The organism is Nocardiopsis tropica, assembly GCF_042660575.1.
GTDB classification, from domain to species: domain Bacteria; phylum Actinomycetota; class Actinomycetes; order Streptosporangiales; family Streptosporangiaceae; genus Nocardiopsis; species Nocardiopsis tropica.
Genome location: NZ_JBHSUF010000028.1, coordinates 1 through 25,413, shown reverse-complemented (window position 1 = coordinate 25,413; position 25,413 = coordinate 1). Strand labels below are relative to the sequence as shown.

Below are 25,413 nucleotides of genomic sequence, written 5' to 3'. Positions count from 1 at the left end.
TTCGCACATGTGGCGGACGAGTATGACGTGCGCCGACCTGCGCAGTTGAGCACGGGTGCCACCGGGATGGTTGCACGAGGGCCGCACCTGCGCGAAGGTGGCGCTATGCGGACACAGATCCTTGAGCTGCACACCGGTGGATCGGAGAGCATCACCGACATCACGCGGGAGTGCGGTGACTTCGTCGCCGAGACCGGAGGCGACGGACTGCTCAACGTGTTCGTCCCGCACGCGACGGCGGGCGTGGCGATCATCGAACTCGGTGCGGGGTCCGACGACGACCTCCTCGCCTCCCTGGACGACCTGCTGCCGGCCGACGACCGGTGGCGGCACAAGCACGGCTCCCGGGGCCACGGGAGATCACACGTGATGCCCGCGTTCATCGCGCCCCAGACCACCGTTCCGGTGCTCTCGGGCCGCCTCGAACTGGGAACATGGCAGTCGATCGCCGTTGTCGACCTGAACGTGGACAACCCGGACCGCCTGGTCCGGCTGTCCTACCTCTCGTCCTCATGATTCCCGCCGCGGGTGACCGGGACCGGGACGGGGTTTGGGAGCGCGTTGACGGAACATGCCACTAGCGTGTGAACTAGGCCATCAGCGATGGTTACGGACCCACGTGACGGGCCGCGAATTGGCCCGGCATCGTTGTGACAACTGCCCAGTGCAGGCAAGATTGAGAAAAACCATCTGTGGAGGAGAACTTTCGTGAGCGCGACCGCGGGCCAGGCACAGAGCGAACGTGGCTTGGCTGACCGACTCGGATTCAAGCCGGGTCAGGTGGTGCAGGAATTCGGCTTCGACGACGACGTCGACGAGGGCCTGCGCGCATCCATCACCGAACTCACCGGTGAGGAGCTGGTCGACGAGGACTTCGACGGAGACGTCGACGCGGCACTGCTGTGGTGGCGGTCCGACGAGGAGGAGGACCTCACCGACGCGCTGATGGACACGGTGACCACCATCGCCGACGGCGGGACCATCCTGGTGCTGACCCCGAAGGCGGGACGTGAGCTCCACGTGTCCCCGAACGACGTCGCGGAGGCCGCTTCGACGTCGGGCCTGTCCCAGACGAGCGCGGTCAGCATCGGCGCCGACTGGTCGGGTACGCGCCTGGTCGTTCCCAAGCGGTGACGTCCACCACCCGTACCGGGTGAGGCATCCGGTGCCGCGCGTCCCAGAGGCGGGCGCGCGGCGCTGAGGGGCGTCCGTCAGCAGACGGCCGCCGTCCCCGGCCCGAGCGCCGCCGAACACGAACTCGACCATGAGCGATCCCATCACCGCGGGCGCGGTCGCGCCCGACTTCACCCTCCAGGACCAGTACGGGCGCGACACGGCCCTGGCCGACCTGCGCGGCCGGCCCGTGCTCGTGGTCTTCTACCCGCTGGCGTTCTCCGGCGTGTGCTCGGGGGAGCTCGCCGACCTGAGCCAACGCCACTCCGAGTTCGAGGAGCTGGGAGCCGAGGTCCTGGCGGTGTCGGTGGACTCGGTGTTCGCCCTGCGCACCTGGTCCGACCGCGAGGGGTTCCCGTTCGCGCTGCTGTCGGACTTCTGGCCGCACGGCGGCGTCGCCGAGGCCTACGGGGTCCTCGACCCCCGGCGCGGGGTCGCCCGGCGGGGCACCTTCCTGGTCGGCGCCGACGGCGTCGTCCGCTGGTCGACGGTCTCCCCGGCCTCCCGGCCGCGCGACACCGGCGAGTACCTGGCGCGGTTGCGGGAGCACGCCGGAGCCTGAGGCGCGGCGGCCACCGCGAACCGGTATGATCTCGTGCGACGCACGGGCGCGTAGCTCAGTTGGTTAGAGCAATTGCCTTACAAGCAATAGGTCAGGGGTTCGAGTCCCTTCGCGCCCACGGACTCAGGACGACCCTGCTCGGGGGCCTTCGGCCGCCTCGCCGGGTCGTCCTTCGTGTCTCCCGGGGAGGAGCCCCCCGAACCCCCCGAGGTACCCCCCTCTGGTCGGGGTCGCGCTGATCGGTGAGGTGGGCGGGACACTCTCTCACAACGCGGGGCTTCGCCCCGGGGGTTGTAGTTGGGTTGCCCAGGGTCCACTCCACTCGGGAACGACCCTGCCTGGTCCCGTGTGAACGGGACGCCCTCACGGCTAAGGCCGTGAGGGCGTCGTGCGACGTCTAACGAGTGTTGGCCTCGCGCACCCGGCGGAGTGCCAGGAGCCGGTCCCGGTGGCGACGCCCGCGGTTGCCGGCCCTGTTGTAGGCCTGCCACGAGGCGGTACAGGCGCGCTTGTGGCACCCGGCGCAGCATCCGTGCCTGAAGAGCATGACGTCGGGGTGCTCCCAGCGGCAACGCGTCCCCGGTTCCTCGCGGGTCGGGGCGGGAGGCAGGTCGCAGTCGCCACGGGTGTGGTCGTGGACCGCTACCGGACCGTGTTCGCGCTGGCGCACCCACAGCGGTTTGGTCTTGTCCGTACGGGACATCTCGTTCCTTTCGGAACCCGCCGCCCGTGCTCCCGGAACCTCCGGGCGGGCGGCTGGGGCGAGAGACCCATCACCGACACCTCCTCGAACCGTCTTCGGCCGTACGCCCGCCATCCTACGGACCCGGCACTTCGCCGCCGTGCCCCGGGTCGCGGTCGCCCGGCCGGGGCCGTTCGCGAGAACCCGTCCGATCCCTCCGGGCGTGAGCCCCCCACCCCCGCCGGTACGCCCGCCGACCGCGGCGGGAGCCTGCGGACGCCCCGCCGGGCCCTCATCGGGGAGCTACAACCGGTTGCACCAATAGAGGTACTCGGTCCCGATTTTCGATGTGAAATTCCCATAAACCCGCAGCACAACAGGCATGTGGAGAACGAGGGATGCTCCCCCTTCTTGCAAACGTTTGCATCAACACCTCTTGACATGGAAAGCGCTTTCTCTACTCTCGAGTGAAGCAGGTCACATGCTTGTGCTCCAGAAGAAGGGTGAGCAGTGAGACGATCAATCACGCGTGGGCTCGTGTCGACGCTGGCCGCCGCGGCCGTGGTGGCGGGCGGTCTGGCCCTGCCGATGGCCTCGGCATCGGCCCAGACCGGCAGCGCCACGGGTTACGCGACGCAGAACGGCGGGACCACCGGAGGCGCGGGCGGCCAGACGGTACGGGCCACGACCGGGACCCAGATCCACGAGGCCCTGTGCAACCGGCCCAGTACCAGCACCCCGATCGTCATCGAGGTGCAGGGAACCATCAACCACGGCAACACCTCGAAGGTGTCGGGGACCGGTTGCGAGACCGCCGACGACGTGATCGAGCTCAAGAAGATCAGCAACGTCACCATCGTCGGCACCGGCAGCGGGGCCGTGTTCGACCAGCTGGGCATCCACATCCGGGAGTCCAGCAACATCATCATCCAGAACGTGACCGTCCGGAACGTCAAGAAGTCCGGCTCGCCCACGTCCAACGGCGGTGACGCCATCGGGATGGAGAGCGGAGTCCGCAACGTCTGGGTCGACCACGTCACCCTGGAGGCGTCGGGCGGGGAGTCGGAGGGCTACGACGGCCTCTTCGACATGAAGAACAACACCCAGTACGTCACCCTCTCCTACAGCATCCTGCGCAACTCCGGCCGCGGCGGCCTGGTCGGGTCCAGCGAGAGCGACCGCTCGAACGGGTACGTCACGTACCACCACAACCGGTTCGAGAACCTCGACTCGCGCGCGCCCCTGCTCCGCGGCGGCGTCGGGCACATGTACAGCAACCACTACGCGGACATCCACGAGTCCGGCATCAACTCCCGGGCCGGGGCCAGGGCGAAGGTGGAGAACAACTACTTCGAGGACTCCAAGGACGTCCTGGGCACCTTCTACACCGATGAGAGGGGGACCTGGGAGGTCGGCGGCAACATCTTCGACAACGTGACCTGGTCCAGCCCGGGCGACTCGAACTACCCCGCCGGGCCCAACCCGCAGTCCACCACGTCGGTGAGCATCCCGTACTCCTACGACCTCGACGACGCCGGCTGCGTGCCGACCGTGCTGAACCAGACCGCGGGCGCGGGCCAGGGCAACCGGGTCTCGGACGGCAACTGCGAGGCGGAGGAGCCGACCGACCCGGACCCGACGGACCCGGACCCGACCGACCCCGACCCGACGGACCCCGACCCCGACCCGACCGACCCGCCCGAGGGGACCAACCTCAGCATCGGGGCCGGAGCCGACGGCTCGGGCAAGGCCAGCGGGACCGGCTACGGGAACGTCGTCGACGGCGACATGGGCACCTACTGGTCGCCGAGCGGCTCGACCGGCCGCGTCTCGGTCAAGTGGGGCTCCGGCACCACGGTGTCCTCGGTCAACATCCGCGAGGCGGCCGGGGCCGAGGGCAACATCGGTTCCTGGCGGCTCGTGAACCACGACACCGGCGCCGTCCTGGCCACCGGGAGCGGAGCGGGCGTCATCACCTTCTCCCCGACGACGCTCAGGAAGATCAACTTCGAGATCACCGGCTCGAACGGCACGCCGCGCGTCGCCGAGTTCGAGACCTACGGCGGCTAGCCGCCGGGCGGCGGAGGACACCCGCCGCCCCGCGGTGACGGTCGGCGGCAGAGGGGCCGACCCGTGACCGGTCCGGCCGAGAGCACCCGAACCGGCCGGACCCCGGCCGACCCGTCCGGACGAACCGGGCGGGTCGGCCGTTCCGCGTGTCGGCGCCGGGCCGGCCCCGCCCGGTGGCGGTTCGCGCGGTCAGCGCGCCGCGTCGAGGCGCGAGCGCTGGTCCGCGGTCAGCTCCAGGTCGACGGCGGCCAGACTCTCCTCCAGCTGGGCGACGGACGACGCGCCGACCAGGGGGATGATCGGCAGTTCGCCGCCCATCTGCCAGGCGAGCACCACCTGGTTCACCGTCGCGCCCGCCTCGCGCGCCACCGCGCGCAGGACCTCCAGGCGGGCCCGGGTGCCGGGGTGGTCGTAGTCGCGCGGCAGCGGCTTGTCGTCCCGGGTGTAGGCGCCGCCGAGCAGGGGCGAGTACGCGACCAGGACCAGGCCGGGCTCAGCGCGCAGGTAGCCGAGCAGGTCGGGGCCCGCCGCGGCGATGCTGCCGTCCTGGGACAGGGCGTCGGGGATGTCCGTGCGAGGGCGCAGGTGGCTGTGCTGGTACTGGAGCACCTCGTAGCCGGGCAGCCCGGAGGCCGCCGCCAGGGCGCGGGCGCGCTCGACCCGCCACGCCGCGTGGTTGCTGACCCCCAGCAGACCCACCGAGCCCTCGGACACGAGCTCGGCGAACGCCCCGACGGTCTCGGCCACGGGCACGGTGCGGTCCTCGATGTGCGCGTAGAGCAGGTCGAGGGTGTCCATGCCGAGCCGCTCCCTGCTGCGCTCGGCCGACTCCCGGATGATCTTGGCGGACAGCCCCTCGGGGTTGTCGGTGAAGCTCGTCCCCGGGGAGAGCGGGCGCGCCCCGAGCTTGGTGGCGACGACGACCTCCGAGCCGATGCCCCGGCTCCTCCGCCAGCGGCCGAGCAGTTCCTCGCTCTGCCCGCCCTGGCCGCCGTCCGTCCAGAAGGCGTAGTTGCCGGAGGTGTCGACGAACGTGCCGCCGGCCTCGACGTAGCGGTCCAGGACGGCGAACGACGTCCTCTCGTCGGTCACCGAGCCCATGAGCATCGCGCCCAGGGCGAGCACGCTCACCTCGCGCCGGGTCCGCGGGTCACTGCCGATGGTGCGGTACCGCATGGTGGTCCCCTCGGGTCCGGGCCCGCCTGTCGACCGGGCCTCTGTAGGGAAGTCTGGGTCCTGGAGTGCGCTCCAGGTCAAGTCCCGGCGAGGCCCTCCCGTGGCCGGGACCGGCCTCCGTGCGGCAGCCGGGACGCCCGCGCAGGTCGGGGGCGCCCGGTGTGGCGGACCGGAGCCGACCGGACCACGGGTCGACCGACGTTGCTTAACGAGTGTTAAGAAAGGGTCGGAAGCCCCCTGCCCGGCAAGGGGGCGCGCCTGTAGAAAGGCGTGTGAGCAGACGACGGAAAGAGTCCCCCTCCCCGGCACGAGCCGCCTCCGCGGCGGCCTCCCGCACATGGTCCCCCCTCCTCTCCCTGGCCCTCGGCGCGTTCGCCATCGGCTGCACCGAGTTCGTGGTCGTGGGCCTGCTGCCCCAGATCTCCGTGGACCTCGGGGTGCCCGAGGGCGCGGTCGGCCAGCTCGTCACGCTCAACGCGGTCGCCGTCGCGCTGGGCGCCCCCCTCCTCGGCGCCGCCATGGCCCGGTACGCCGGCCGACCGGTGCTCGTGGCCTCCCTCCTGGTGTTCGGCGCCGCGCACGCGGTGGCGGCGGCCGCACCCACCTTCGCGGTCCTGCTGGCCACCCGCCTCGTGACCGGGGCCTGCTTCGGCCTCTACCTCGCGGTGGGGTTCGGCGCCGCCGCGCGCCTGGCCGCGCCCGGCGCCCGTGCGCGGGCCCTGGCCGTCTTCCAGGGCGGGATCACCACGGCCACGGCGCTGGGGAGTCCGCTCGGCATGCTGCTGGAGCGCGGCTCCGACGGTACCGAGGGCTGGCGGCTCCCGTTCCTGGCCATCGCGGTCCTCTCCGGGCTCGCCGCACTGGCCGTGCTCCTCGCCGTGCCCGGGCTTGCTCCCCTGCGAGACCAGTCGCTCCGGGAGCGGTTCGCCGTCCTGGCGAGGAAGCCGGTGGCGCTGGGCATCACCGCGGTCGCCGTGTTCTGGGCGGGGACGTTCTGCGCCTTCACCTACCTGCTGCCCCTGCTGCGCGAGGAGGCCGGGCTGGAGGGCCTGTCGGTGGTCGGCGTGCTGCTGCTCGCCGGGGTGCTCGGCGTCGCGGGCAACGCGGTCGGCGGGCGCGGCGCCGACCGGGCCCCGGGCGCCACCCTGGTGGCGGCCGTCGCCGCAGCCCTGGCCGGGCTCGTCCTGCTCTTCGCCACCGCCTCGTTCGCGGTCGCCGCGGTCGCCGTGGTCGGGCTCTGGCAGCTCGCCGCGTGGAGCTTCGTGCCCGCGGTCCAGGCGAGGATCTACGAACTGGGCGGTGACGCGGGCGACGCGGCGGTGTCGTTCTCCGTCGCCGCCTTCAACGCGGGCATCGTCCTCGGGGCCGGACTGGGCGGGATCGCCCTGGAGACCGCGGGGCTGGCCGGGGTCGGACTGTCCGCGTCGGTCCTCACGGGGCTCGCGCTGGTCCTCACCGTCCTCCTCGTCCGGTTCCGCCCGGGGGAGGGACCGCACGCGTAGGGAACCCGGCGGACCCGCGCCGGCCCCGGGGTGCCGGCCCCGGGGCCGGCGCAGGTCCCGGCCGGCTCAGCCCAGGACGACGGGGAGGCGGGACCTGCCGCTGGCCACGATGGAGGGGGACTCGGGCACGTCCTCCCCCTCGGCCGGGCGGATCCGCGGGAAGCGGGTGAACAGGGCCTCCAGGGCCGTGGTCCCCTCCAGCCGGGCCAGCCCCGCGCCCAGGCAGAAGTGCGGTCCGTGCGAGAAGGCCAGGTGGCCGCGCTGCTCGCGGCGGAGGTCGAAGACGTGCGCGTCGTCGCCGTGCTGTCCCGGGTCCCGGCCCGCGGCGCCGAAGCCCATCAGCAGGGCCTCGCCCTTGGGCACGCGCACCCCGGCCAGGGTGACGTCCTCGGCCGTGTACCTCAGGGGCAGGTACTGGATGCTGGCGTCCCAGCGCAGGGTCTCCTCGACCGCGTCGGCCCAGGAGGCCTCGCCGGAGCGCACCAGCGCCAGCTGCTCCGGGTGGGTGAGGAGGGCGTGCACGGAGTTGGTGATGAGGTTCATCGTGGTCTCGTAGCCCGCACCGATCATGAGGATCAGCGTCCACACCAGTTCGCTCTGCGAGAGCTTCTCGTCCCCCTCGGCGCGGGCCTCCAGCAGCGCGCTGGTGAGGTCGTCGCCGGGGGCCCCGGCCTTCTCCTCGGCCAGTTCGGTGAGGAAGGCCAGCATGTCCGCGTTGGTCCGGGCGGCCTGCTCCGGGGTGACGGTCGCGTCGAAGACCCAGTGCATCAGCCCGTGCAGGGTGTCGCGGTGCTCGGGGGCGACCCCGAACAGCTCCGAGATCACCGTCATGGGCAGGGGCAGCGCCAGCGCGGCCCTCAGGTCCACCGGGCCGGGGCCGGAGGCCTCGGCGGCGTCGAGGAGGTCGGCGGTGATCTCGGCGACGCGCGGCCGCAGGACCTCCACGCGGCGGGGGGTGAACGCCTGCGAGACCAGCGTGCGCAGGCGGCGGTGGCGGTCGCCGTCCGCGGTGAGCATGTTGTCCGGGGCGACCCAGGAGATCAGCGGCCAGTCCATGGGGATCTCGCCGCGGGCCCAGGGGCCCCAGTGGCGCGCCTCCTTGCGCACGCCGGGGTGGGCCAGCGCCTCCATGACGACGTCGTGTCCGGTCAGCGCCCGAACAACCACGCCACCAGGGATCTCAACCTCGACGACGGGGCCTCGCCCGCGGAGTCCGGCTGTCTGGCGGTGGAGGTCGTAGGGGTGGAGGACGGGGATGTCTGCTGCCATGGGGGAGTGGTGCCCTTCGGGGTGTCGGGGGTGAAGGCGACGGGGAGGCGGGCCAGGGCCCGCGCGAACGGGGAGGGGCGCCACTGGGCCTCGTCCTCCGTCGTCCGCAGATCGGGGAACCGCCTGGTCAGGGTCTCCACCCCGACCTGGGCGATGGCGTAGGCGAACCCCTGGGCGGGGCAGCGGTGCGGGCCCACGCCGAAGGCGAGGTGGGCGCGGTTGCCCTGCTCGATGTCGGGTCCGCTCCCGGACAGTCCGGCGTGCGCGGCGGAGTATCCGAGCAGGACCGGTTCGCCCGCCCGGACCACCGTGTCCGCGCCGACCCGCACGTCGGTCACCGGGTAGAGGACGGGGTAGTTGTTGATGGGGGGCTCGCGCCAGAGCACCTGGTCGATCGCCTCGCCGATCCCCACCCGGGCGCCGCGGACGGCCTGGCCGACCTCGGCGTCGACCAGGATGGTGCGCGTGGTCCCGGTGATGAGGTTGGCGGTCGGCTCCGCCCCGGCCCCGATGGTGACGACGAGCTGGTGGAGGAGCTCGTCGTCGGTGAGGCCGGCCCGGTGCTCGAGCAGCCAGGAGGTGATGTCCTCGCCGGGCTCGGCGTGCTTGGCCGAGATGGCGTCGGACAGCGCGCGCTCGTACTCGCCGTTGGCCCTGGCCGCGTCCACGCCGTCCCACAGGTCGCTGAGGGAGGTCAGGACCCGCCGGCCGATGTCGGGCGAGAAGCCGAAGAGGTCGGACATGACCAGCAGCGGCAGCAGGCGGGCGTACTCGGAGACGAGTTCGGCGCTGCCCCGCGCGCAGAAGGCGTCGATGAGGGTGTCGGCGTGCAGGCGGGTGATGTCGCCGACCCGGCTCTCGGGGACGCGCCCCAGGGAGTCGGTGATCGAGCGCTTGAGGCGGGCGTGCTCGTCCCCGTCGGCGAAGAGCAGGTTGGGCCGGTGGGCCATCATCGCCGCGACCGGTGCGTCGTCGGGGACGCGCCCCTCCCGCCAGTCGAGCCAGAGCCGCGAGTCGCGGACGAAGGTACGGGTGTCCCTGCACCAGGCGGTGATCATCGCGTAGTCCGCGACGACCCAGGCGCGGACGCCGGGGGAGATCTCGACGGGGAAGACCGGTCCGTGTTCCTCGGTCATGCGTCGGTTGACCTTGTGCGGGTCCGCGTGGAAGTCAGGGGAGTGGAGTTCGGCGTAGGGGCAGCGGGAAGCCACAGGTGTCCTGTCCTCTGGGGTGGGGAGGCCGCAGAGTCTAGTAGGACACAGCGAACTCCGGCCACATTGGATCACACGCGAAATCCCCGTACCGCAGGGGGTTCCGGTTCCGGACGGTACCGGTCCCCGCGTCCGGGTCCTCCGGCGGAGCGTCGGCGCGTCCCCCCGCGCGGGAGCGGCCCGGACGGGAGGGGCTTTCCCCAGGGTGGAGGGAGCGCCCCGCCCGGGTGCGCCCGGGTGCGACCGGTCGGACCGCCCCGGCCGCGGGCCCGTCGCCGCGCGGGGGCGGGCCCGCCCGGAGTCGTGTCCGCTTCCTCCGTGGCCCCGGCCGCCATGGTGATCTTCCCCACCGGCCGGGGGTGCGGCGAGCGCCGTCCGGGACGCGCGGTGCGGCCGCGGCGGGCGGGCCCCGGAGCCCCCGGCCCCCGCCCGCCGCCGGGCGGCCGACCGGGGGCTCCGGACCGTCGGCGCAGGAGCGTCGGATCGCGCGGAAGTCATGGGATGACAGGGCCTATGGATCCCCGCAGTGTCGGGTGAGGGGCGGGTCGGCGGCGTCCGGAAGGGGGCGGCCGGAGCCGTGCGGGGCCCGCGCCCCGCGCCGTCCGCGGCGGCGCCCGAGCGGTCCCGGCCCGGGTCCCGGCGGGCGGGCCCCGGAGCCCCCGGCGAGGGCCTCACCTGCGACTGTGACCCGGGACTCCTGCTAAGACTGGGTCCGTACCCACCACCGCGTGGGTCGGAACTGTTGAGAGGTGGTTCATGCATCTACTTCCATCGGACACCGAGAAGCTGTTGCTCGCCGTCGCCGGGATGATCGCCCGCGACCGGCGCGAGCGGGGCGTCAAGCTCAACCATCCCGAGTCGGTCGCCCTGCTGTCCTGCTGGGTGATCGAGCGGGCCCGCGAGGGGGCCCGCGTCGCCGACCTCATGAACGACGGGCGCAACGTGCTGCGCCGGGACGAGGTCATGGACGGTGTGGCGGAGATGATCCCCAACGTCCAGGTCGAGGCCACCTTCCCCGACGGCCGCAAGCTCGTCACGATCACGGAGCCGATCCAGTGATCCCCGGCGAGATCCGCACCCGTCCCACCCCCCTGGTCCTCAACGAGGGCCGCGAACGCCTCTCCCTCGTGGTGGTCAACACGGGGGACCGCCCCATCCAGGTGGGCTCCCACCTCCACTTCCCCGACGCCAACCCGGCCCTGCGGTTCGACCGCGAGGCGGCCCGCGGCTTCCGGCTGGACATCCCCGCCGGCACCTCCGTGCGACTGGAACCGGGGGTGAGCCGCACCGTGGAGCTCGTGGCCCTCGGCGGCCGCCGCCACGTGCCCGGCCTCCAGATCCGCGACCTGGTCCGGGAACCCGGCGCCGAGGAGCGCGTTCCGCGACCGGTGGTCCCCTTCGGCACCCCGGGCGTGGACGTGCCCGAACCCGCGCGCGCCTCCGGCGCCGCCATGCGGGTCGGCGACGCGGACGCCCGCGACGGCGACCCCGCCGAGGTGGTCCCCACCCACACACCCCGCCCCGACACCGCGGGACCGGACACCGACGCCGAGCAGGACGTGGCCCCTGCCGACACCGAGGAGCGCGACCAGTGAGCCGCATCGACCGCCGCGAGTACGCCCAGCTGTACGGTCCCACCGTCGGCGACCAGATCCGCCTGGCCGACACCGACCTGTGGATCGAGGTCGAGGAGGACCGCACGGCGGGAGGCGACGAGGCCGTCTTCGGCGGCGGCAAGACCATCCGCGAGTCGATGGGCCAGGGGCTGACCACGCGCGCCCAGGGGGCGCTGGACGTGGTCGTCACCAACGTCGTGGTCATGGACCACTGGGGCATCGTGCGCGGCGACGTGGGCATCCGCGACGGGCGCATCGTGGCCGTCGGCAAGGCGGGCAACCCGGACGTGATGGACGGGGTGCACCCGGATCTGCTGATCGGTCCGGGCACCGACGTGATCGCGGGAGAGGGCAAGATCCTCACCGCGGGCGCCGTGGACACCCACGTGCACTTCCTCAGCGAGATCGAGATGCACGAGGCGCTCGCCACCGGCACCACCACCGTGATCGGCGGCGGGACCGGGCCCACCGAGGGGTCGAAGGCCACCACGGTGACCGCCGGCGCGCACTCGCTGCGGACGATGCACCGGGCCCTGGACCGGTTCCCGCTCAACGTCATGCTGTTCGGCAAGGGCAGCACCGTCTCCGCCGAGGCCCTCGCAGAGGACGCCCTGGCCGGGGCGGGCGGGTACAAGGTGCACGAGGACTGGGGTGCCACCCCGGCTGCGATCGACGCCGCGCTGCGGGCGGCCGACGAGTTCGGCCTCCAGGTGGCGCTGCACGCCGACTCGCTCAACGAGACCGGGTACGTCCAGCACACGCTGGAGGCCATCGCCGGGCGCGGCATCCACGTGTTCCACGCCGAGGGCGCGGGCGGCGGCCACGCACCCGACATCATCGTCACCGCCGGTGAGGCGAACGTGCTGCCGGCCTCCACCAACCCGACCCTGCCGTTCACGGTGAACACGGTCGACGAGCACCTGGACATGCTGCTCGTCGTGCACCACCTGAACCCCCGGGTCCCGGAGGACCTGGCCTTCGCCGAGTCCCGCATCCGGGCCTCCACGATGGCCGCCGAGGACATCCTCCAGGACATGGGCGCCCTCTCGATCACCTCCACCGACGCCCAGGCGATGGGGCGGATCGGGGAGCTGGTCTGCCGCACCTGGCAGGTGGCGCACGTGATGAAGAACCAGTTCGGGCCGCTGTCCTCGGACCTGCCGGCCGACAACGCCCGCGCCCGCAGGTACGTGGCCAAGTACACGATCTGCCCGGCGGTGGCGCACGGGATCGACCACGTGGTCGGATCCGTGGAGCCCGGCAAGATGGCCGACCTCGTGCTCTGGGACCCGGCGTTCTTCGGGATCCGCCCGTCCGCGGTGATCAAGTCCGGTGCGATCGTCGCCGCGCCGCTGGGCGACCCCAACGGGGCCGTGCCCGCGCCGCAGCCGGTGCTGCTGCGCCCCGCGCTGGCGGCCCGGGCGTCCTCGGCCGCCGACCTGGCGGTGACCTTCGTGTCCCCGCTGGCGATCGAGGACGGCCTGGCCGACAGGCTGGGGCTGCGCCGGGAGCTGGTGGCGGTCCGCCCCACCCGCGGCGTCACCAAGGCGGACATGCCCAACAACACCGCACTGCCCGACATCGACGTGGACCCCGAGACGTTCGCGATCAGCATCGACGGCGAGTTCGTGCGCCCCCGGCCCGTGGACGAGGTACCGCTCGCGCAGCGGTACACGATGTTCTAGGCGGCCGGGTGACTTCGGGACTGGGCTCCCTGCTGCTGGCCGACGCCCGCCTCCCCGTGGGCGGGCACACCTACTCGGCCGGACTGGAGCCCGCACTGATCGCCGGAATGCCCGCGGAGCTGATCCCGGCGTACATGACCGCGCGGCTGCGCACGGTGGGCCTGGTGGAGGCGGCCGCCTCGGTGCTGGCGCACCGGGCGGTCGGCGGGGACGGCGGGGCCCCCGTCGACCCGCGGGCGCTGGAGGCCGTGCACGAGGAGCTGCTGGCCCGCTCGCCGAGCGACCCCCTGAGGGAGGTCTCGGGGATGCTCGGGCGCGGCCTCGTGCGCCTGGCCGCCCGGCTCCGGCCGGACCACCCTGCCGTCGCCGCGCTGCGCGCCCTGGGCCGCGCGCCGCAGCGGCCGGTCGCGCTCGGGGTGGTCGCCGCCGTCATCGGGGCGGGGGAGGCCGAGACCGCCCGGGTGAGTCTGTACGACGACGCCCAGACGGTGGCCTCCGCCGCACTCAAACTCGCCCCCGTGGACCCGGTGGACGCCGCCGGGTGGGTTCTCTCGACGGGGGATGTGATGACCTCGGTGGTCGCCGAGGCGCTCGCGGTGCGTGACGCCGCCGACCTGCCCGCGCCCACCGCACCCCAGATCGAGGGATGGTCCCTCGAACACCGGAACAAGACCAGGAGGATCTTCATTGCCTGACACGACTCGACGAACCCCGTCCACGGAGCCCGCCGCCGGCGCCCGCGCCGCCGACGCGTCCCCCGCACCCCGGCGCGCGATGCGCCTGGGCGTGGCCGGACCCGTCGGCACCGGCAAGAGCACCCTGATCGCGTCCCTGTGCCGCGAACTCGCCGCCGAGCTGAGCATGGCGGTGGTCACCAACGACATCTACACCGACGAGGACGCCAGGCTGCTGAGGGCCGCCGGCGTCCTGCCCGTGGAGCGGATCCACGCCGTGGAGACCGGGGCGTGCCCCCACACCGCGATCCGCGACGACGTCACGCCCAACCTGATCGCCGTCGAGGACCTGGAGGCGGAGTTCGCCCCCCTGGACCTGGTCGTCGTGGAGAGCGGCGGGGACAACCTGACCGCCACGTTCAGCCCCGCGCTGGCCGACGCGCAGATCTTCTGCCTCGACGTGGCCGGGGGCGGGGACGTGGCCCGCAAGGGCGGGCCGGGGATCGAACGCGCCGACCTGCTCGTCGTCAACAAGACCGACCTCGCCCCGCACGTGGGGGTCGACGCCGCTCAGATGGTGGCCGACGCCACCCGTGCCAGGGACGGGCTGCCCGTGCTGGCACTGAGCCAGCACGACAGGGCCTCGCTCGGAGCGCTGGCCGGATGGGTGCGCCAGGTCCTGGCCGACCACCGGTCCGGCGTCCACGTGCCGCGGGACCCGGGGCCGATGGCCCCGCACACGCACGCCGACGGCACCACCCACGCCCACGGGGGCGCGGGGGACGTCCACGAGCACGCGTGAGCGGGCGCCCGTGAGTGGGACGGTACCGGCCAGGGTGACCGCGGAACGGGTCGGCGGACGGGTGCGCCTGAGCGACCTGTCCGGCGGCACGTACCTGAGCCCTCGGCCCCTGGGCGTGCGCGGCGCCGCCGCGCGGGTGGCGCTCGTCGGCGCCTACGCGCTGCTGCTGGCCGGGGACGACCTGCGTATGGAGGTCACGGTGGGCCCCGGGGTGTGGCTGGAGCTGGTGGAGCCGTCCGGGATCGTCGCCTACGACGCCCGCGGCGGCGCCGCGAGCTGGCAGGCGGACGTCCGGGTCGCCGACGGCGGGTGCCTGGTGTGGCGGGGAGCGCCGTTCGTGGTGACGGCGGGTGCGGACGTCACCCGCCGCACCCGGATCGAGCTGTCCGGCGGCGCCCGGGCCCTGGTGCACGAGACCCTGGTGCTGGGCCGCAGCTACGAGACCGGCGGAGGCCCCCTGCGGTCGACGACGAGGGTCGCGGCCGACGGCCGCCCCCTGCTGGTGGAGGACCTGGACCTGCGCGACCCGGTCCTGGCCGGGGCCCCGGGGGTCCTGGGCGGGAACCGGGTGCTGACCACCGCGTTCCTGCTCGGGGCCCGGCCCGGGCAGGCGGTGGGGGTCCAGGAGACGCTGCTCCACGGGCCGGGGGCCCTGGCGCGCTCGGTGGCCGCCCACGCCCACGAGGCGGAGGCCGCCGTCGCCGGCTCCTGGGAGCGCTGGAGGGCCGGGTTCGCCGATCCGGCGGGCTACGAGGACGCCGTCTGACACGGCGAGGGGCCGGACGGGGAGTCGCTCCCCGTCCGGCCCCTCGCCGCCCGGCCGCGCCGGCTCCCCTCTTCCGCCGCCGTACCCCTGCGGGCCTCCGGTCCCGCCCGGGCCCGTGGCGGGCGGAGCCTACGGGGAGGCGCCCCGGCCGGCCGGGTGGCCGGTGTGCGGGGCCCCCAGCCTCGACAGGTCCACCACGTCGTGGGCCCAGGCGGCCAGCAGCGCGTGGTCGTGGCTGATCGCGAGGATCCCCACACCGTCCTCGGCGAGCGAGGTCAGCAGGTGCGCGACGGTGGCGGTGGAGGCGGCGTCGAGCATGGCGGTCGGCTCGTCGCAGACCAGGTAGCGGGGCGCGGCGGCCAGCGCCCTGGCCACGCACGCCCGCTGGAGCTGTCCGGCGGACACCTGGTCGGGGCGGCGGTCGAGCAGGTCCCCGGTCAGGCCCACCCGCCGGGCCAGCTCCGCCACGCGGCGGGCCTCGTCGGCCTTCCGCCCGGCCCCCCGGGCCCCGGGGCCGGTTCCCCGCGCCCGTGCGGTGAGCGGCTGGGCGATGATCCCGCGCAGCCGCATCCGGGGGTCGGTGGCCGCCCGCGGGGACTGGTGCAGCAGCCCCAGGTCCCCGCTCATCCTGCCCCGGCGTGCGGCCACCGGCCGACCGTCGGCCAGCACCGTTCCGGAGTCGGGGGAGCGCAGCCCCGTCAGGATCCGGGCGAGGGAGGACTTCCCGCTCCCCGAGGGCCCGGTCAGCCCCAGGACGCGGCCCGGTTCGACGGTGAGGTCCACCCCGTCGAGGACCGTCTGCGGCCCGTAGCGGCAGGTGACGCCCTCAGCGACCAGCGACATCTGTTCCTCCCCATCGTTCGGCGAACGACCCCTCCCCGGGCGGGTCGGTCAGTTCGGGCGGCAGGCCCGGCAGCGGCCGCAGGCCCCGGCCGGGGAGAGCCGCCAGGAGCGCCCCGGTGTAGGGGTGCTCCGGGGCGGTCAGCACGCGCTCCGCCGGTCCGTGCTCGACGATCCGCCCGGCGTACATCACCGCCACCGCGTCGGCGGCGCCCGCGGTGTCGAGGGCCTGGAGGTCGTGGGTGATGACGAGCACCGCGGTACCCCGGTCGGCCGCGCCGCGCAGCAGGCGCAGGACCTGCCCGGCGAGGTCCGGGTCGAGTCCCGCGGTGGGTTCGTCGGCCACGAGCACCGCCGGGTCCCCGGCGAGCGCGGCGGCCAGCACCGCTCTCGCGGCCATCCCGCCGGAGAGCTCGTGGGGGTACTTGTCCGCCGCGGCCCCCTCCAGCCCCACGCGCGCCAGCAGTTCCGGCACCGGCGTCGGGGCGCCGAGCGAGGCCGCGACCTCCGCGAGCTGCGGGCCGAGCCTGCGGACCGGTGTGAACGTCGCGGCCCCGGCCTGTCCGGCGAGGCCGACCACCCTTCCGCGCAGGCCCCGCCAGGCACGCTCGTCGGCGGCGGGGACCTCCCGGCCGGCGATCCGCACGCTGCCCGCCGACCGGGTTCCCGGCGGAAGGAGTCCGCACAGGGCCGAGGCGAGCGTGGACTTCCCGCACCCGGACTCCCCGACCAGCGCGGTCAACCGCCCAGCGTGCAGGTCGAGGTCGACGCCGGTGGCGGCGTGCACCAGCCGGCCGTCGTCCGTCGGGAGCCGCAGCGTCAGTCCGCGCACGCGCACCGCGGGCTCGGGGGACTCCGCGGCGGGCACGTCCCGCGCGATCGCGCCGGGCGCCGCCGTCCCGGGCACGGCGGCGGTACCGCGCCGGACCCCCGGCCCCCGCGCCCGGCGGGGGCCCGGACCCAGGACGCCGCTCGACCCGGCCGTGGCGAGCGTGGTGGCCACGAGCACCCCGGCCGGGGCGGCCAGGGTCCACCAGGCCCCGGTGAACACGTCACCCCGGGCCACTTCGAGCAGCGCGCCCAGGCTGGCCTCGTCCGGCGGGAGCCCGAGACCGAGGAAGCTGAGGGTGGACTCGTGCCAGACGGCGTGCGGAAGGAGCATCACCAGGCCCACTACGGCCTGTGGCAGCGCCGCCGGAAGCAGGTGGCGGAGCAGGACCGCGCGTCGGGTGGAGCCCCACAGGTAGGCCGCCTCCACGTACTCGGCCGAGCGCACGGAGAGCATCTCCGCGCGTACGATGCGCGCGATCTGCGGCCAGTGGGTGAGGGATATCGAGGCGATGACCGCCCACGGCGACCCCGGGTACAGGGCCACGACCACCACGCCGAGCAGCAGGTGCGGCAGGGCGTTGACGCCGTCGGTGACGCGCATGAGCAGCATGTCGACCCGTCCGCCCGCGGACGCCGCGGCGGCCCCCACGGCGACACCGAGGACGGTGGCGGTGACGGCGCAGGCCAGGGCGATCGCCAGGGAGACACGCAACCCCTCGGCGGCCCGGACGAACAGGTCGTGCCCGGAGTGGTCGGTCCCGAACCAGTGGGCCGGGCCGGGCCCCCGGAGGGCCTGGGAGAAGCCCGCGGTCTGGGGCCCCGCCCACCACGGGACGGCGACGGCGTAGACCACCAGCGCGGCCAGTGCCGCCACGGGCAGGACCCGCCCGGACACCGCCCGCCCGATCCGCGCGGGACGTGTCGCCGGTTCAGGCATCGGTCCCCACCCTCGGGTCCAGGAGCAGGTAGGCGGCGTCGGCGAGGAGGGATCCGACCAGCACGACGGCGGTGGTGGCCACGGTGAGCGCGGCCAGCAGCGGGAAGTCGAGCGCCTGCGCCGAGCCCACCACGGCTCCCGCGAGCCCGGGCCAGGCGAAGACCTCCTCGACCAGCACCGCCCCCACCACCAGCTCGGGGAGCCGGGCTCCCACGATGGTGGCCAGGGGTGCGAGGGAGACAGGGAGGACGTGCGCGGCGACCACCCGCGCCGGGGTCAGCCCGCGTGCCCGTGCGGCCCGCACGGCTTCGGAACCCGTGGCCCGCGCCACGGCGGTGCGCACCGCCAGCAGGGCCCAGGGCAGCTGTGTGAGGGCCAGGGTCACCGCCGGGAGCACCAGGTGGCGCGCCACCCCGGCGGCGGTGTGGGGCTCGCCCGGCTCGGCCGCGCCGGCCACGGGGGCCCAGCGCAGGAGCACCGCGAACACGGTGACCGAGCCCAGGGCGAGCACGAACGGGGGCACCGCCTGCACCAGGACGCCCGTGCGGGTGACCGCGCGGTCCAGGGCGCCGCCCGGGGCGAGCCCCGCCGCCGTGCCCAGCAGCAGCGCGGCGAGGACGGCCCCCGCCAGTGCCGTGCCGGACAGCAGGAGCGTCCACGGAAGGCGTTCGGCGAACACCTCGGACACCGGCATGGCGTACACGCGGGACCAGCCGAGGTCCCCGCGGAGCAGGTCGCCGACCCAGGCCCACCAGGCCTGCCACCACGGGGCGTCGAACCCCAGGGCGCCGCTCAGCGACTCCCGCTGTTCGGCGGAGACCTGCTGGTAGCGCGCGCCCAGGTGGGCGGCGAGCGGGTCGAAGGGGGACCGGTCCGCGAGGAGGAACACCAGGCCGCTCAGCCCCGCCAGCATCGGAACGCCGACGACGGCGCGGTGCAGGGCCAGGCCGCCCAGGGCGCGGCGGCGGTCCCGCCACAGGGTGCGACGCGGGCGGGCGGCGCCGCGGGCGGTGGGTCCGGCGGTCACCGCCGCCATCCGGCGAGGTTCCACCACGGGCCCCAGGAGACGCCGTGGGCATGGGGTTCGAGCACCAGCGGTCCGCTGTCCCAGTCGTTCCCGGCGGAGACGTAGGTGTGGTCCGCGAAGGCGAGGAACACGTAGGTGGGGTGCTCGACGTAGGCCCTCTGCACCTCGCGGTAGAGCTCGGCGCGCTCGGCGGCGTCCGGGCTGCGCCGGGCGTCCTCCAGGGCCTCGTCCACCCCCGGGACGGCGAGGTCGCCGGGGTTCTCGAACGTGGGCGTGCCCTCCTCGCGCGTGTGCAGGGTGGCGTACACCTGGGTGTCCAGGTCGTAGGGCTTGTCCCCGCCGCCCAGCAGGATCGCGGCGTCGGCGGTGTGCGAACCCATGTCGTCCCAGGTGCCGCCGCGGACGTCGACCTCGATCCCCAGGGGCAGCATCTCGGCGGCGAACGCCGTGGCCAGGTCGCGGCGCAGGCTGTCGGAGGCGAGGTAGTACAGGGTGAACGCGGCCCGGTCGCCGTCGCGCTCGCGGATGCCGTCCGGCCCCTCTCGCCAGCCGGCCCCGTCCAGCAGGCGGGCGGCCTCGTCGGGGTCGTGGTCGAAGACGGCCTCGGGCTCGTGGGCCTCGCCGTAGACCTCGGCCACCGGGGTGTGGGCGGGGCGGCCGTGGCCGGCGAGGACGTGCTCGATGATCCCGTCGCGGTCCACGGCCAGGTTCATGGCGAGCCGGGCGGCCCCGTCGGAGGCGAAGGCGTTCTCCGCCGGGAGGGACAGCCCCCGCCAGTCCGCGGTGCGCACCGACAGGACGTCGACGCCGTCGGCGCCGGCGAAGGTCGCGGCCGTGGTCGGGGGCAGCACGGTGCCGTCGACGCCCCCCGCGCGCATCCGCTGGGCGCGGGTGTTGTCGTCGGGGAGGTACAGGGTGACCAGTTCGGTGACCTGCGGCGCGGTGCCGTGGTAGTGCGGGTTGGCCTCGAACACGGCCTGTTCGGCGTCGAGTTCGGCCAGGACGTAGGGTCCCGTTCCGACGGGGCGGCGGTTGCGCTCGGAGTCCGCGGCCGGTCCGGGGGTGATCTCCTCCTCGGGCGTGATGCCCAGCGACATCCGCGCGGGGAAGGCGTAGTAGGGGTGGTGCAGGGTGAAGCGCACGCTGTGGTCGCCGGTCGCGGTGACCGACTCGATCATCGAGTAGGAGGCGGCGATCTCGGAGGCCGTGGCGGGGTCGAGCACGGCGGAGTAGGTCGCCACGACGTCGTCCGCGTCGAGGGCGGACCCGTCGGAGAAGACGACGTCGGTGCGCAGCTCCACGTCCCAGACCGTGGAGTCCCCGTTGGGTTCGGGAGGGGCGGCGGCGAGGGCCGGTACGAGGTCGGGCAGCCGGTCGTCCCCGGTGGACTCGGGCCGCAGCAGGCCCTCGAAGACCGGGGAGACGCCGAGTTCGCCGTATCCGTCGACGGGGTCGTAGCCGCCCAGGGGCTGGGCGTCGGCGAGGACGATGCGGGTGGGGGAGCCGGACGGTCCGGCCGCCGGCGGTCCCGCGCAGGAGGTGAGCGCGAGCGCGGCGACGAGTGCGGTGCCGGTGAGGAGGGTGCGTGTGGGGACGGGTCGTGTCATTCAGAGCTTCCTGTGGGGCGGTTCTCACGAACGACGGCCAATACCTGACCATCTGATCAGATGATAAGGTCCCGATTTCGCGCGCGGCGCCCGGACCGGGCGCACCGGACCGCCCCGGGATCCTCCTTCCCCTGTCACCACGGCGATGCGGGGCCGGAACGCGGACGTGGAGACGATCGTCACCAGTGCCCCGGCTCTGCGATGATGGCCCCGATGACTTCTTCCGGTGATCGGCTCGACCCGAACTCCCAGCTCGACATCGGCGCCTGGGCGGACCGGTTCCGCCTGCTCGGCGACCCGACCCGCCTGCGGCTGCTGACCGCGATGCACCAGGCCGGCCCCGGGACGGCCTCGGTGGGGGAGCTCGCCGCCGCGGCCGGGATCAGCGACGCCACCGCCTCCCAGGCGCTGCGGACCCTGAGGCTCCAGGGCTGGGTGCGCGACGAGCGGGAGGGGCGCACGGTGCGCTACACGCTCACCGACCGCACCGTGCACGATCTGCTCCACCTCATCGGCGCCGGGCACGGAGCCGCTCCGGGGGAGGGGGAGGGCGGTGCGCCCGGCCCCGGGCCCGCGGACGGCGCACCCGGGGAGCGCTCCCGGGCGACGTAGCGCCCCGGCCCCCGGCGCGGACCCGGACCCTCCGGCGGGGCGCCGCCGCAGGGCCTACCAGCCGGTCGCCGCGGTGAGGCGCTCGTCCAGCGCCGGTGCGAGGGTGCGCATGAACGTCGCGCCGATGTGGCTGCCGTCCCAGTACACGAGCACGTTGCCGACGACCGGACGGCACACCGCGGGTTCGCAGATCAGGTCGTTGAGGTCGAGCACGGTCACGTTGTCCGGGAGCCGCACCCCCTCCAGGGGCGAGGTCGCGGCCATCGACGTCCCCGGCTCCACCGAGCACTCCTCCGGCGTGGACGAGGCGAGGCACTCGGGGACGTCGAAGCCGAACCGGGGGGTGTCCCGCACGGCGACCACCTCCACGCCCATCTCCTCCAGCTCCCTCCACCGCTCCACGTAGCCGTCCACGACCTGCTCCTCCCCGAACCCGGCGGAGGCGTCCAGGCTGGTCGTGGTGCCGGTGGTGAACACCGCGTCGGGCTCCAGCGCGGCGAGTTCGGCCATCACGCCGCGGTTCCACTCCGCGCAGGAGGTGTAGGGGGCTCCCTTGTAGGTCTGCGGGGCGTCGGTGAACAGGCACGAGCCCTTGACGATGTTGACCAGCCGCCAGTCGTGGTCGAGCGCCACCCGCTCCAGCGCCGGGAACCAGTGCGCGGCGTGGGAGCCGCCGACCAGCGCCACCGTGCGCTCCGGGGACTCCGAGCCGTAGACGCAGGTGATGACCTCGGCGTCCGCGATGGTCTGGTTGCAGCCGTCCCCGTAGGTGGCGGGCACGTCCTCGGAGGCCGACGCGGGGCTCGGGTAGACCGGGAGGTCCGAGGCCCGGCCGGCGCCTCCCCCGTCCGCCAGCACCGCCGCGCCGGGGTAGCTGCGGCCGTCCGCCAACAGCTCCTCCCACCGGCGCTGGTCGGCGTCCAGCCGGGCCGACCAGGCCCCGGCCGCGAGCAGTACCGGGAGCAGGCAGGCCAGGCCCACCGCCGCTCCGCGCAGAGCCGGCCCCCGCAGGGCGGCCCGCGCGGCCCCGCCCCGGCGGGGGGCCGCCGCGGAGCCGGGGGCGCCCGGCCGCCTTCCGAGCGCGGCCAGCCGGTCGGCGACCGGGGTGGTCGCCGCGGCCAGCACCAGCGACGCGGCCAGCACCGCCGCCCCGCCCACCGGGCTCGCCAGGGTGCGGTCGGTGGCGGCCAGGTAGAACACCAGCAGCGGCCAGTGCCACAGGTACAGCGCGTACGACACCGAACCGAGGTAGCGCACGGGGCGGAGGGTCAGCAGCCGGTCGGCGCCCGGCCCGGCGCCGGTCGCGCCCGCCGCCACGACCGCCGCGGCGGCCAGCGTCGGCCACAGGGCAGCGAGGCCGGGGAAGACCGTGGACACCTGGAGCAGGACGCCGCACAGGACCAGCGCCGCCAGCCCGGCCCACCCCAGCACGACCCGCACCGCCAGGGGCAGGCGCAGGTGGGGGAGCGCCAGGGCGAGGAGGCCGCCGAGGGCGAACTCCCACAGCCGCGCCCCGGTGTCGAAGTAGGCCCAGGGCTGGTCGGCGCGGGTGGCGTACACCGAGTAGGCCAGGGAGAGCGCGAACACGGAGGCCAGCGCGACGAGGGCGCCCGCGCGCGGACCGCGCCCGGCGCGTCCCGCCGCCCACACCGCCGCGGCGACGAGCAGCGGCCACAGCACGTAGAACTGCCCCTGGACGGACAGGGACCAGAAGTGCTGGAGGGGGCTGGTCCCGTCGCCCCGCGACAGGTAGTCCACCGAGTCCAGGGCCAGGGACCAGTTGAGGTGGTGGAACGCGGAGGCGAACGCCTCGCCCAGGACGTCCCGCCAGCGGGGCTCGGGCAGCAGGAACCGTGTGCACAGCAGCACGGCCGCGATGACCAGGGCCGCCGTGGGCAGCAGCCGGGCGGCCAGCCGTCCGAGGAAGGCCCCGAACCGGATCCCGCCGCGGTCGGCCGCCCGCAGCAGGGACCCCGTGACGAGGAACCCGCTGAGCATCAGGAAGACGTCGACGCCGCCGGAGACCCGGCCCAGCCAGATGTGGTAGACGGCGACCAGCAGCACGGCGACGGCCCGCAGCCCGTCGATCTCGGGGCGGTGGCCGCCGCCGTCGGCGCCGCCGGTGCGCGGGGCGGTCCCGGCCCCGGTCCCGGCGCGGGAGGCGAGTGGGGACACGGGAACGGTGCTCGCTTTCGCGGGAGGGGAGGGAGCGGTCCCGGCGGGCGCGGCCCGGCCGGTGGTCGGCCATGCTGCCCCGTTCCCGTGACCGTGCGGGGTACGCGGGCTGAATCCCGCGCCATGGTCCGCTGCACACTTCGCGTCGCCGCTCCCGCCGGGGCGCCCCACCGCCCCGTGGGAGGGCTCCGTGACCGGTCGGCCGCGCCCTCCCCCGGGGAGGCGCCGTCGAGGGCGAGGGGCCGCGCGGGCGCCGCCCCCGGTGCGTACGCCCCTCCTCGCTCGGATGTCCCTGACATGCGGGTGTCGTCGGTATCCGAGTGCCGGGGGCATCTCGACGTAGGATGGGGTGACGCCGAAGCGAGGAGAACGATGGCCCGGCTCAACAGGGCGGAACAGCAGGCCCGCAACCGCGCACGTGTACTGGCCGCCGCGAGGGACGAGTTCGCCGAACACGGGTTCCGCGACGCCAAGGTCGACCGCATCGCCGACCGCGCCGAACTCACCAGGGGGGCGGTCTACTCCAACTTCCCCGGCAAACGGGCCCTGTACTTCTCGGTCCTGGCCGAGACCGCCGAGCGTGCCTCGCCGACGCCCCGGACCGGGCCCGGGACCACGGCCGCCACGGCCCTGGGCGCGCTCGCCCGCGCCTGGGTCTCCCGGTTCCCCCTCTCCGACTCCGACGAGTCCCTGCGGACCGCGGCCGGGCTCACCCCCGAGATCCTGTCCGACGAGCCGACCCGGCGCGCGTTCGCCCAGCTGATGCGGCTGGACGCGGTCCTGCTCGGCCTGTCCCTGGAGGCCCTGGAACCGCCGGCGGAGCCCGGGGGACGCCGGGTGCGCGTCGCCGAGACCGTGCTCACGACCCTCTACGGCGCCGGGCAGACGGCCGCCGCCGCCCCCGGTTTCGTCGACCCGTTCAACGTCGTCCGCGCCTGTGAGCGGCTCGCCGGCCTGAACCCGGACGACGTCTGGCCGCTCCCCCACGTCGCGCACATCCCGCCCGCCACCCCCGTGGACGAGGGCTGGGCGCCTCCGGAGGGGTTCGACGCCGTCCGGCGCCGGACCGTCTCCCTCGCCGGCGACGGCGTGGTGGCCGTCCTGGGGCTGCACCGGCTCGGAGCCGTCGAGGAGGCGCTGCGCGCGGCCCCCGGCGACGCGGCGGTCACGGCCGTGGTGGTCACCGCCGATCCCGCAGAGCTGGCGCCCCTGGCCAGGCTCGCCGTCGCCGACCTGTGCGGGTGCCTGCGCCAGGCCTTCCCCGAGGAGGCCTGGCCCCGTCTGCGTGTGGTGTTCGACGACGCCGGCGCGATCGCCGCGGCGGCCGGGGTCGCCTCGGTGGAGGACACCACCGAGACCGCGGTCCGCGTGGTGGGCGGACGTGTGGTGGCACGCTCCGACGACCGCGGCGCCGGCCACGCCGCCGGCTCCTTCGCCCGTGCCCGCGGAGGCGACAGGTCCCGGAGGTGACCTGACGCCGTGGCGCGCCGGACCGGTGGCGGTCCGGCCTGGCGGAGGCGTGCCAGGGCCCGCCGTCCGGCCGTCCGCCGGGACGCGCGGGCGGCGCCCCAGGAGTCGACCTCAGTCGGCCCGCGGGTAAAGCCAATCCTGGTTGACCAAGGCGGGGTTGTGGAGGACGGGTACGGGGCGCGGCCGGGGGTACGCTCGGCAGCACCGGGGCGTACCCTCCCCGCCCTCCGCGGCGCGCCGCCGGTCGTGTCCCCGTCGCGCCGACCGCTGCGGGGGACCGGCCGGGGGACGGGGGCGCCCGCCGGTCGGGCCCTCCCCCTCGGGCGGCGGGCGCGGCTTTGCGACCTGTACCAGCAGGGGTTACCGTGAGAATCCGGATGCTGCGGTCATCTGGCTCAGGGGGGACTCCCCGCCGATCCACCCGGGCACGGCCCGCGTGAGGAGAACGTTTCTAGTGACACGCACCGGCGCCAGCGCACCCCTTCTCAAGTGCTCGTTCTGCGGCAAGGACCAGAGCCAGGTCCGCAGACTCATCGCGGGGCCCGGCCACATCTGCATCTGCGACGAGTGCGTCGGCCTGTGCAACGAGATCATGGAGGAGGAGGACACCGTCCTCCACGCCGACACCCCGTGGGACTCGTTGCCGAAGCCGCGGGAGATCTACGAGTTCCTGGACTCGTATGTGATCGGTCAGGACCAGGCGAAGAAGGCCTTGTCGGTGGCGGT

At 74.6% G+C, this 25,413-nt stretch carries 23 protein-coding genes and 1 tRNA gene; 15 read left to right on the top strand and 9 right to left on the bottom strand.

What is annotated here, in order from left to right:
- Nucleotides 1-105 precede the first annotated feature (105 nt).
- The 4 genes from ACFQBR_RS30920 to ACFQBR_RS30905 all read left to right on the top strand — a co-directional run bounded on the left by ACFQBR_RS30920 (nucleotide 106) and on the right by ACFQBR_RS30905 (nucleotide 1,853).
- Nucleotides 106-516 (top strand): secondary thiamine-phosphate synthase enzyme YjbQ, encoded by a 411-nt coding sequence (locus ACFQBR_RS30920; RefSeq protein WP_267949058.1) that lies wholly within the window; start codon nucleotides 106-108, stop codon nucleotides 514-516.
- 192 nt (nucleotides 517-708) lie between these two features.
- Nucleotides 709-1,134: a DUF3052 domain-containing protein gene (locus ACFQBR_RS30915; RefSeq protein ID WP_267949059.1), complete on the top strand. Its 426-nt coding sequence runs from the start codon at nucleotides 709-711 to the stop codon at nucleotides 1,132-1,134.
- A gap of 130 nt (nucleotides 1,135-1,264) precedes the next feature.
- Nucleotides 1,265-1,735, top strand: a complete 471-nt coding sequence (locus tag ACFQBR_RS30910) for a peroxiredoxin (protein ID WP_344183873.1) — start codon at nucleotides 1,265-1,267, stop codon at nucleotides 1,733-1,735.
- Between the two features lie 44 nt (nucleotides 1,736-1,779).
- A tRNA-Val gene (locus tag ACFQBR_RS30905) sits at nucleotides 1,780-1,853 on the top strand.
- Nucleotides 1,854-2,132: 279 nt separating this feature from the next.
- Here ACFQBR_RS30905 and ACFQBR_RS30900 read toward each other — a convergent pair.
- The gene (locus tag ACFQBR_RS30900; RefSeq protein WP_344183871.1) at nucleotides 2,133-2,438 is read right to left on the bottom strand and encodes a hypothetical protein; all 306 of its coding nucleotides are present in this window, start codon (nucleotides 2,436-2,438) and stop codon (nucleotides 2,133-2,135) included.
- A gap of 489 nt (nucleotides 2,439-2,927) precedes the next feature.
- On the opposite strand from ACFQBR_RS30900, the gene ACFQBR_RS30895 reads away from it, so the two are divergent.
- The gene (locus ACFQBR_RS30895) at nucleotides 2,928-4,487 is read left to right on the top strand and encodes a pectate lyase family protein (RefSeq protein ID WP_417629314.1); all 1,560 of its coding nucleotides are present in this window, start codon (nucleotides 2,928-2,930) and stop codon (nucleotides 4,485-4,487) included.
- Nucleotides 4,488-4,676: 189 nt separating this feature from the next.
- Here the strand turns inward: ACFQBR_RS30895 and ACFQBR_RS30890 are convergent, their stop codons facing one another.
- Nucleotides 4,677-5,663 (bottom strand): aldo/keto reductase, encoded by a 987-nt coding sequence (locus ACFQBR_RS30890; RefSeq protein WP_344183869.1) that lies wholly within the window; start codon nucleotides 5,661-5,663, stop codon nucleotides 4,677-4,679.
- A 272-nt stretch (nucleotides 5,664-5,935) separates the two neighbouring features.
- Here ACFQBR_RS30890 and ACFQBR_RS30885 point away from each other — a divergent pair, with 272 nt between their 5' ends.
- The gene (locus ACFQBR_RS30885; RefSeq protein ID WP_344183867.1) at nucleotides 5,936-7,165 is read left to right on the top strand and encodes an MFS transporter; all 1,230 of its coding nucleotides are present in this window, start codon (nucleotides 5,936-5,938) and stop codon (nucleotides 7,163-7,165) included.
- Between the two features lie 66 nt (nucleotides 7,166-7,231).
- Here the strand turns inward: ACFQBR_RS30885 and ACFQBR_RS30880 are convergent, their stop codons facing one another.
- Both ACFQBR_RS30880 and ACFQBR_RS30875 read right to left on the bottom strand, forming a co-directional pair.
- Nucleotides 7,232-8,332 carry a cytochrome P450 family protein gene (locus ACFQBR_RS30880; RefSeq protein ID WP_267949064.1) on the bottom strand — a complete coding sequence of 367 codons (1,101 nt, stop codon included), beginning with the start codon at nucleotides 8,330-8,332 and terminating at the stop codon, nucleotides 7,232-7,234.
- Nucleotides 8,314-9,645: a cytochrome P450 family protein gene (locus ACFQBR_RS30875; protein WP_352985064.1), complete on the bottom strand. Its 1,332-nt coding sequence runs from the start codon at nucleotides 9,643-9,645 to the stop codon at nucleotides 8,314-8,316. The genes ACFQBR_RS30880 and ACFQBR_RS30875 overlap by 19 nt, the downstream gene beginning before the upstream one ends.
- A 756-nt stretch (nucleotides 9,646-10,401) precedes the next feature.
- Here ACFQBR_RS30875 and ACFQBR_RS30870 point away from each other — a divergent pair.
- The 6 genes from ACFQBR_RS30870 to ACFQBR_RS30845 all read left to right on the top strand — a co-directional run bounded on the left by ACFQBR_RS30870 (nucleotide 10,402) and on the right by ACFQBR_RS30845 (nucleotide 15,188).
- Entirely contained in the window at nucleotides 10,402-10,704 is a 303-nt protein-coding gene (locus ACFQBR_RS30870) for an urease subunit gamma (RefSeq protein WP_267949066.1), read from the top strand.
- Complete coding sequence (locus ACFQBR_RS33685; protein ID WP_267949067.1) at nucleotides 10,701-11,240, top strand: urease subunit beta; 540 nt, start codon at nucleotides 10,701-10,703, stop codon at nucleotides 11,238-11,240. The genes ACFQBR_RS30870 and ACFQBR_RS33685 overlap by 4 nt, the downstream gene beginning before the upstream one ends.
- Entirely contained in the window at nucleotides 11,237-12,946 is a 1,710-nt protein-coding gene (locus ACFQBR_RS30860; RefSeq protein ID WP_267949068.1) for an urease subunit alpha, read from the top strand. The genes ACFQBR_RS33685 and ACFQBR_RS30860 overlap by 4 nt, the downstream gene beginning before the upstream one ends.
- An 8-nt stretch (nucleotides 12,947-12,954) precedes the next feature.
- Complete coding sequence (locus ACFQBR_RS30855; RefSeq protein ID WP_267949069.1) at nucleotides 12,955-13,641, top strand: urease accessory protein UreF; 687 nt, start codon at nucleotides 12,955-12,957, stop codon at nucleotides 13,639-13,641.
- A gap of 79 nt (nucleotides 13,642-13,720) precedes the next feature.
- On the top strand, nucleotides 13,721-14,422 hold the full coding sequence (gene ureG / locus ACFQBR_RS30850; protein ID WP_267950324.1) for an urease accessory protein UreG: 702 nt from the start codon (nucleotides 13,721-13,723) through the stop codon (nucleotides 14,420-14,422).
- 34 nt (nucleotides 14,423-14,456) lie between these two features.
- Nucleotides 14,457-15,188 (top strand): urease accessory protein UreD, encoded by a 732-nt coding sequence (locus ACFQBR_RS30845; RefSeq protein ID WP_267949070.1) that lies wholly within the window; start codon nucleotides 14,457-14,459, stop codon nucleotides 15,186-15,188.
- Between the two features lie 129 nt (nucleotides 15,189-15,317).
- Here the strand turns inward: ACFQBR_RS30845 and ACFQBR_RS30840 are convergent, their stop codons facing one another.
- From ACFQBR_RS30840 to ACFQBR_RS30825, 4 genes are read right to left on the bottom strand one after another with little or no spacing between them, the layout of a single operon-like run.
- Complete coding sequence (locus ACFQBR_RS30840; RefSeq protein ID WP_344185285.1) at nucleotides 15,318-16,031, bottom strand: ABC transporter ATP-binding protein; 714 nt, start codon at nucleotides 16,029-16,031, stop codon at nucleotides 15,318-15,320.
- Entirely contained in the window at nucleotides 16,015-17,796 is a 1,782-nt protein-coding gene (locus ACFQBR_RS30835) for a dipeptide/oligopeptide/nickel ABC transporter permease/ATP-binding protein (protein WP_344185286.1), read from the bottom strand. Before ACFQBR_RS30835 ends, ACFQBR_RS30840 begins: the two co-directional genes overlap by 17 nt.
- Entirely contained in the window at nucleotides 17,789-18,832 is a 1,044-nt protein-coding gene (locus ACFQBR_RS30830) for an ABC transporter permease (protein WP_267949073.1), read from the bottom strand. Before ACFQBR_RS30830 ends, ACFQBR_RS30835 begins: the two co-directional genes overlap by 8 nt.
- The gene (locus ACFQBR_RS30825; RefSeq protein WP_344185287.1) at nucleotides 18,820-20,430 is read right to left on the bottom strand and encodes an ABC transporter substrate-binding protein; all 1,611 of its coding nucleotides are present in this window, start codon (nucleotides 20,428-20,430) and stop codon (nucleotides 18,820-18,822) included. Before ACFQBR_RS30825 ends, ACFQBR_RS30830 begins: the two co-directional genes overlap by 13 nt.
- A 213-nt stretch (nucleotides 20,431-20,643) precedes the next feature.
- Here ACFQBR_RS30825 and ACFQBR_RS30820 point away from each other — a divergent pair, with 213 nt between their 5' ends.
- Entirely contained in the window at nucleotides 20,644-21,042 is a 399-nt protein-coding gene (locus ACFQBR_RS30820) for an ArsR/SmtB family transcription factor (protein ID WP_344185288.1), read from the top strand.
- Nucleotides 21,043-21,096: 54 nt separating this feature from the next.
- Here ACFQBR_RS30820 and ACFQBR_RS30815 read toward each other — a convergent pair whose 3' ends face one another.
- On the bottom strand, nucleotides 21,097-23,217 hold the full coding sequence (locus ACFQBR_RS30815) for an acyltransferase family protein (protein ID WP_378554927.1): 2,121 nt from the start codon (nucleotides 23,215-23,217) through the stop codon (nucleotides 21,097-21,099).
- A gap of 372 nt (nucleotides 23,218-23,589) precedes the next feature.
- On the opposite strand from ACFQBR_RS30815, the gene ACFQBR_RS30810 reads away from it, so the two are divergent.
- The gene (locus tag ACFQBR_RS30810; RefSeq protein WP_344183072.1) at nucleotides 23,590-24,687 is read left to right on the top strand and encodes a TetR/AcrR family transcriptional regulator; all 1,098 of its coding nucleotides are present in this window, start codon (nucleotides 23,590-23,592) and stop codon (nucleotides 24,685-24,687) included.
- Nucleotides 24,688-25,141: 454 nt separating this feature from the next.
- Nucleotides 25,142-25,413 (top strand): ClpX C4-type zinc finger protein (locus tag ACFQBR_RS30805; RefSeq protein WP_378554926.1); only part of this gene is annotated, 272 nt, incomplete at its 3' end.